General features: G+C 56.4%; 4 protein-coding genes. All 4 read left to right on the top strand.

The genetic code is table 11. The annotated features are described in order from the left end of the window. Positions 1–1,406 (top strand): hypothetical protein (locus ACOYIE_RS09295; RefSeq protein ID WP_433412567.1); only part of this gene is annotated, 1,406 nt, incomplete at its 5' end. A 10-nt stretch (positions 1,407–1,416) separates the two neighbouring features. Next, on the top strand, positions 1,417–2,427 hold the full coding sequence (locus tag ACOYIE_RS09290) for an SGNH/GDSL hydrolase family protein (RefSeq protein ID WP_123158366.1): 1,011 nt from the start codon (positions 1,417–1,419) through the stop codon (positions 2,425–2,427). Positions 2,428–2,466: 39 nt separating this feature from the next. After that, positions 2,467–4,086, top strand: a complete 1,620-nt coding sequence (locus tag ACOYIE_RS09285) for a response regulator transcription factor (RefSeq protein WP_117460690.1) — start codon at positions 2,467–2,469, stop codon at positions 4,084–4,086. 13 nt (positions 4,087–4,099) lie between these two features. After that, positions 4,100–4,949: Gfo/Idh/MocA family protein (locus ACOYIE_RS09280; protein WP_433412564.1), on the top strand; the 850-nt coding region annotated here is incomplete at its 3' end.

The following is a 4,949-nucleotide window of genomic DNA, read 5'->3' as shown; positions in this document are numbered from 1 at the left end:
GGGATACCATCGAGATACACTGGCGTGCGGAGCCCTATCGTGAAAAAATTCTGATCGCTGCCCGGGGTACCCGGGAACAGCCGGTGACCGTGCGGGGGATCTGCGGCCCGCAAGGGCAGAAACCGGTCATCAGCGGGCACGGCGCGGCAGCGCGTCCAGGCTACGACACCGGGGTGACCAATGCCAATAAGTGGGTGGTTAAAATTGGAAGAAGCGGGTCAAACAAAGACAATGACTATTTGTCCAGCTATGTTATAATAGAGAACATTGAGGTTACGGACTGCCTGCCGGAATATACCTTTACAGATTGGCGGGGTGAAACGCATCATTACGACGTGTTCGGCGCGGGGATCTGGGTGGACAGAGGCGAACACATCACCTTAAAAAACTGCATTGTCCACAATTGCTCCAACGGCCTGTTCGTAAATTCGCGCGACAATGAGGCGGAAGGATTTTTTGTCTGCAGGGATATCCTGGTAGAGGGCAATGAATTTTACGATAACGGCATCCCGGGCAGCATCCTGGAGCATAATTCATACTGTGCCGCCATTGGCATCACCTACCAGTTCAACCGGTATGGGCCGTTGAAAAACGGCGCCTATGGCTACGGCTTGAAAGACCGGTCGGCCGGCACGGTCATTCGGTATAACCGGATCGAGGGCGGCCGCCGGGAGATATCGCTGGACGATGGGGAAGACAACCCCATGATCCCGGCACACGAGGACTATAATGACGCTTATGTGTACGGGAACCTGCTCATCGAAAATGATGACGGGCCCATTCGCGTATGGGGAGACGATGAGATCGTGCATTTCGGCGGGGATAACCCCGATGTGCCCGACCGCGGCGGTACGCTTTATTTCTTCAATAATACGGTGGTCAGTTACCGCCAGAGACGCGTCTATACGGAAAATTCCCTGGACCGAGGCGCGTACAACAATTCTCCGGCTTCGCAGCAGTGGGATACAAAAGGCCGTGAAGAACGTACAAGCCTTTTTTATTTTCCGCATGGACAGCATGTAGACGCGCGCAATAATATCTTTTATGCGGCAGGGCCGGAGCCTGCGCCCATGGTCCCGGTGGTGGATACAGGCAGCGCGTATTTTTCACACAATTGGTTCAGCGGCACCTACACGCGTTTTGTCCCAAACGAGACGGTGGACGAGGAGCGCGGGCAGGGCAGGGAGATCCGTCTGGATGACAGCAATATAATAGGCGGAGATCCGGGCTTTTGCGATGCGTCCCAGCGGGATTTTCGGCTGAGAGAGGACTCCGTGTGCCGCGGCATGGGCTGCGAAGCAGCACCGGAGTGCATCCGGCGCTGCCATAAGGCGGCGTTCCGTCTGGGCGCGGACAAGGCGGTTTTAACGCGTATGCCGGGCGACCGAAACATTGGCGCGCTGTGAGGAGGACACAATGAAAAAGATACCGGTTGGCACACAGGGCATCGAGCTGTACGGCCTGCCCTGGTATGCAAAAAACGGTTGCCGGACACACCGGCTGCCGGATACGGTGCGTGACGCCGTTTCGCTGGAGCTGTGGGACGTGGCACAGGATACCGCCGGCGCGCGTATCCGCTTTTTATCGGATACGGGAACCTGCGGTTTGATTTTCGAAGCCGTGAATTATAATGAGCGCAAGGGAGAGGGGACCGGCGCTCTGCAAAATTATCTGATGGGATTCGACCTTTATGCCGACGGCTGTTTTTGGAAAAATGCCGTTCCGGCGCACGCAGGAGAGAATGAGGTGTTTTTCTTTCGGGACACGGCACGAAAGAAACGGCTTTTTGAAATTTATCTGCCTATGCACCTTTCGGTGAACGATATCCGCGTGATTCTGGACGACGATGCGTCTCTCTGGCCGGACGCCGGTTATGCCGGGCCGCCGCTGGTATTTTACGGCACGTCCATCACACAGGGATATTCGGTCAGCCGGCCCGGACAGGCGTATCCGTGCCAGGTATCCCGCGCCATGGGGCGGGACATCGTGAATTACGGCTTCAGCGGGGCCGGGCGGGGAGAAGCGGTGGTGGCGCACGTTGTGGCGGAAACCCAAGCCTCATGCTATATTTTGGACTTTGGGCAGAATTGCGAATCGCTGCGGGAATTTCGGCAGAATTTGAGCCCGTTTGTGGAGATCGTGCGCGCGTGCGCGCCGGATACGCCCATCCTGCTGACGACACCCATATTTTATCTGCAGGAAAATTGGGATGAGGAACTGCAGATTTTCCAGCGCGGGCGCAGGGAGATCGTGGAAGAGGTTTATGCGTCCCTGCATCGGATGGACCCGAAGCTACACCTTCTGCGCTGGAACGAAAAAGCTCCGTTCAAAAGCGGCTGTGCCCAGACGGATGGTGCGCATGCGAATGACCTGGGTGCATACTGGATGAGCTGTGCGCTGTGTGAAGCGCTGAAGGAATTTTTGTAAAGCCTGTGAGAATGGTGAGAAAAGGGAGGTGCCTGCCGCATGTACCGGATCATGGTCGTGGATGATGAATACTATATACGCGACGGCTTGTGCAATGTTGTAGATTGGGCGAGCATTGGCGCACAGGTCGTGGGAGAAGCGGCGAGTGGCGTGGAGGCGCTGGCGAAGGTGCCGCTTGTGCAGCCGGACGTTGTAATCACCGATATCAGGATGGAGGACATGGACGGTCTGGAGTTCGCTGAGGCGGTCCGGGACGCTTACCCGGATACTCGGATCATTTTTCTGAGCGGTTACGACAACTTCGCCTATGCGCAGAAAGCGGTGGAACTCAAAGCGTATGGATACATTCTGAAGCCGGGAGACCCGGAAAAGGTGCTGTCCATCGTCCGGGATGCACTCACAGAAATTGAGGGGGAACGGGAACGCGTCAACCGCCTTACCTATTTGGAGGGGCGCGAGTCGGAAGGGCTGGAAGCACGCCGGGCACGGCTTCTGGGACGCGTATTGAGCAGCGTTTATTCCGACGGAGAGGCGCTGGAAGAGGAATGCGCAAAGCTGGAGATACAGACACACGCCATGCATTACTGTGTGGCGGTTCTGCAGCCGGACCGGTTTTACGACCTGGAGCTGCCGGAGGACTCCCGCCACCTGTATGCGCTGCTGGCGCAAAACCGAAGCTGCGCGGAAAGGATTTTACACAGCTGGGAGCTCCACTATTATGAGTCAAGGCCATGCGGCCTGGTGGTGCTGCTGGGGACGGCGCAGCCAAACATTCATGCTGCGTATTGCGCACTGAAGGAAGAACTGTATCAGCTGCAGGCACGGCTGCACGCAGAGCCGGGCGGTACCTATACGGTGGGTTTGAGCGACCCCGTGGAACAGCTGGCGCAGGTAGGGCGGGCGCGCCAGCAGGCCGAAGAATATTTGGAGTACAAGATTGTGCTTGGCCCGGGGCGCATCATTACTGCGGAAAACTTGCCGGTGCCCGCACGATATATTTACCCTAAGGCTGCGGAGGAAAAGATTCTGGCAGGCATCAAGGCGCGTGATAAAGCGGTGGTACGTGCCGGAGCGGACGCATTTGCAAATGAACTGATGCAGAGGAATTATGGGAAAACCCAGATCAAGGCTGCGCTGGCAGAGCTCTACGCAGTCGTGAACCGCCATTTCAACCCGGCGGAGATCGACCTTTACCAGATATTCGGAAAAAAGTGGATGGACCCGCATTATGTGGTGGAGAGCTATAACAGCATCGAGGAGCTGCGCAACTGGCTGCGAACACTGTTGTGCGAGGTGGTAAACATTCTTCGTTCGCACGGGCAGGTGAACAGCAAAAAGGTCGTGCTGCAGGTACAGGAATTTATCCGTGCGAACTATGCCAATGCGGAGCTCTCACTGTCCATGATTGCAGAACATATTTTTCTCAATCCAACCTATCTCAGCCGTCTTTATAAAAAGGAAACCGGCTCCAATTATGTGGAATATCTGACGCAGTACCGCATGCAGGAGGCAAAGCGCCTGCTGAGTGATTCCACATTGCGTATCAATGATGTGAGCGCGATGGTGGGATATTCCAACCCACAGTATTTCTGCACATTATTCAAAAAGTGCTTTCATGTCTCACCGATGGAATACCGGGAAAAGAGCGCATCAATCTAAAGGAGGTTTTGTCTTGTTCAAAATTTGTATGGTCGGCTGCGGCGAGCATGCCAGCCGTGTGCATGGGCCTTCCCTGCGCCGCTATGCCGGTGAGGAAGCGGGTGTGGAACTGGCCGCATGCTGCGATATTGACTGCGCGGCGGCGGAACGCTTTGCCGCCGCGTTCGGGTTCGCGCGCTGCGATACGGATTACCGGGAGATGCTGCGCCGGGAAAAACCGGATGCAGCGGCTGTTGTTGTGCCGGTCCCGCTTTCCTGCGCGATTGCCTGTGATGTGATGCGCATGGGCGTACCGCTGATGCTGGAAAAACCGCCGGGAGCGAATGCGGAGGAGGCACGCCGCCTTGTACAGGTTCAGCAGGAAACGGGTGTGCCGCACCGTGTGGCATTCAACCGGAGGTATATGCCTCAGCTGCGCAAGGTGGAGGATCTGATGCGCCAGTGCGGACGTCCCCCGGAGTATATCCATTACACGATGTACCGTGTCCGCCGTTTTGAAGAGGACTTTTCCACTACGGCGGTGCATGCCATCGATGCAGTTCGGTATCTGGCGGGAGCGGATTATGCGCAGGCGGATTTTTCCTACCGTGCCATAGCGGGGCAGAAGGCCGTTGATATTTTTATGGATGCAAGAATGGAAAATGGCTGTATTGCGAGAATCGATATCTGCCCCGGGGCAGGCCTTCTTGCAGAGACATTGACCGTCAGCGCGGACGGCTCTACTTTTTTTGCCGCGCTGCCCACGGGGGAGCGCTGGCTGCTGCCTGCCGGCGTATCCCGGTTTGAGGCGGGGAAACGAACGGAATGGACTATGGAAGCGCTGGGTACGGGCGATACATTTTATGAGGCGGGTGGCTTTTATG

Source organism: Agathobaculum sp. (assembly GCF_050946325.1).
Classification (GTDB): domain Bacteria; phylum Bacillota; class Clostridia; order Oscillospirales; family Butyricicoccaceae; genus Agathobaculum.
The sequence above is the reverse complement of the archived record's forward strand: the minus strand, read 5'-3'. Positions and strand labels throughout refer to the sequence as shown.

Excerpts from the sequence above, each read along its gene's own strand:
- ACOYIE_RS09285 (WP_117460690.1), top strand. The coding sequence starts at position 2,467 with ATGTACCGGATCATGGTCGTGGATGATGAATACTATATACGCGACGGC.
- ACOYIE_RS09290 (WP_123158366.1), top strand. The coding sequence starts at position 1,417 with ATGAAAAAGATACCGGTTGGCACACAGGGCATCGAGCTGTACGGCCTG.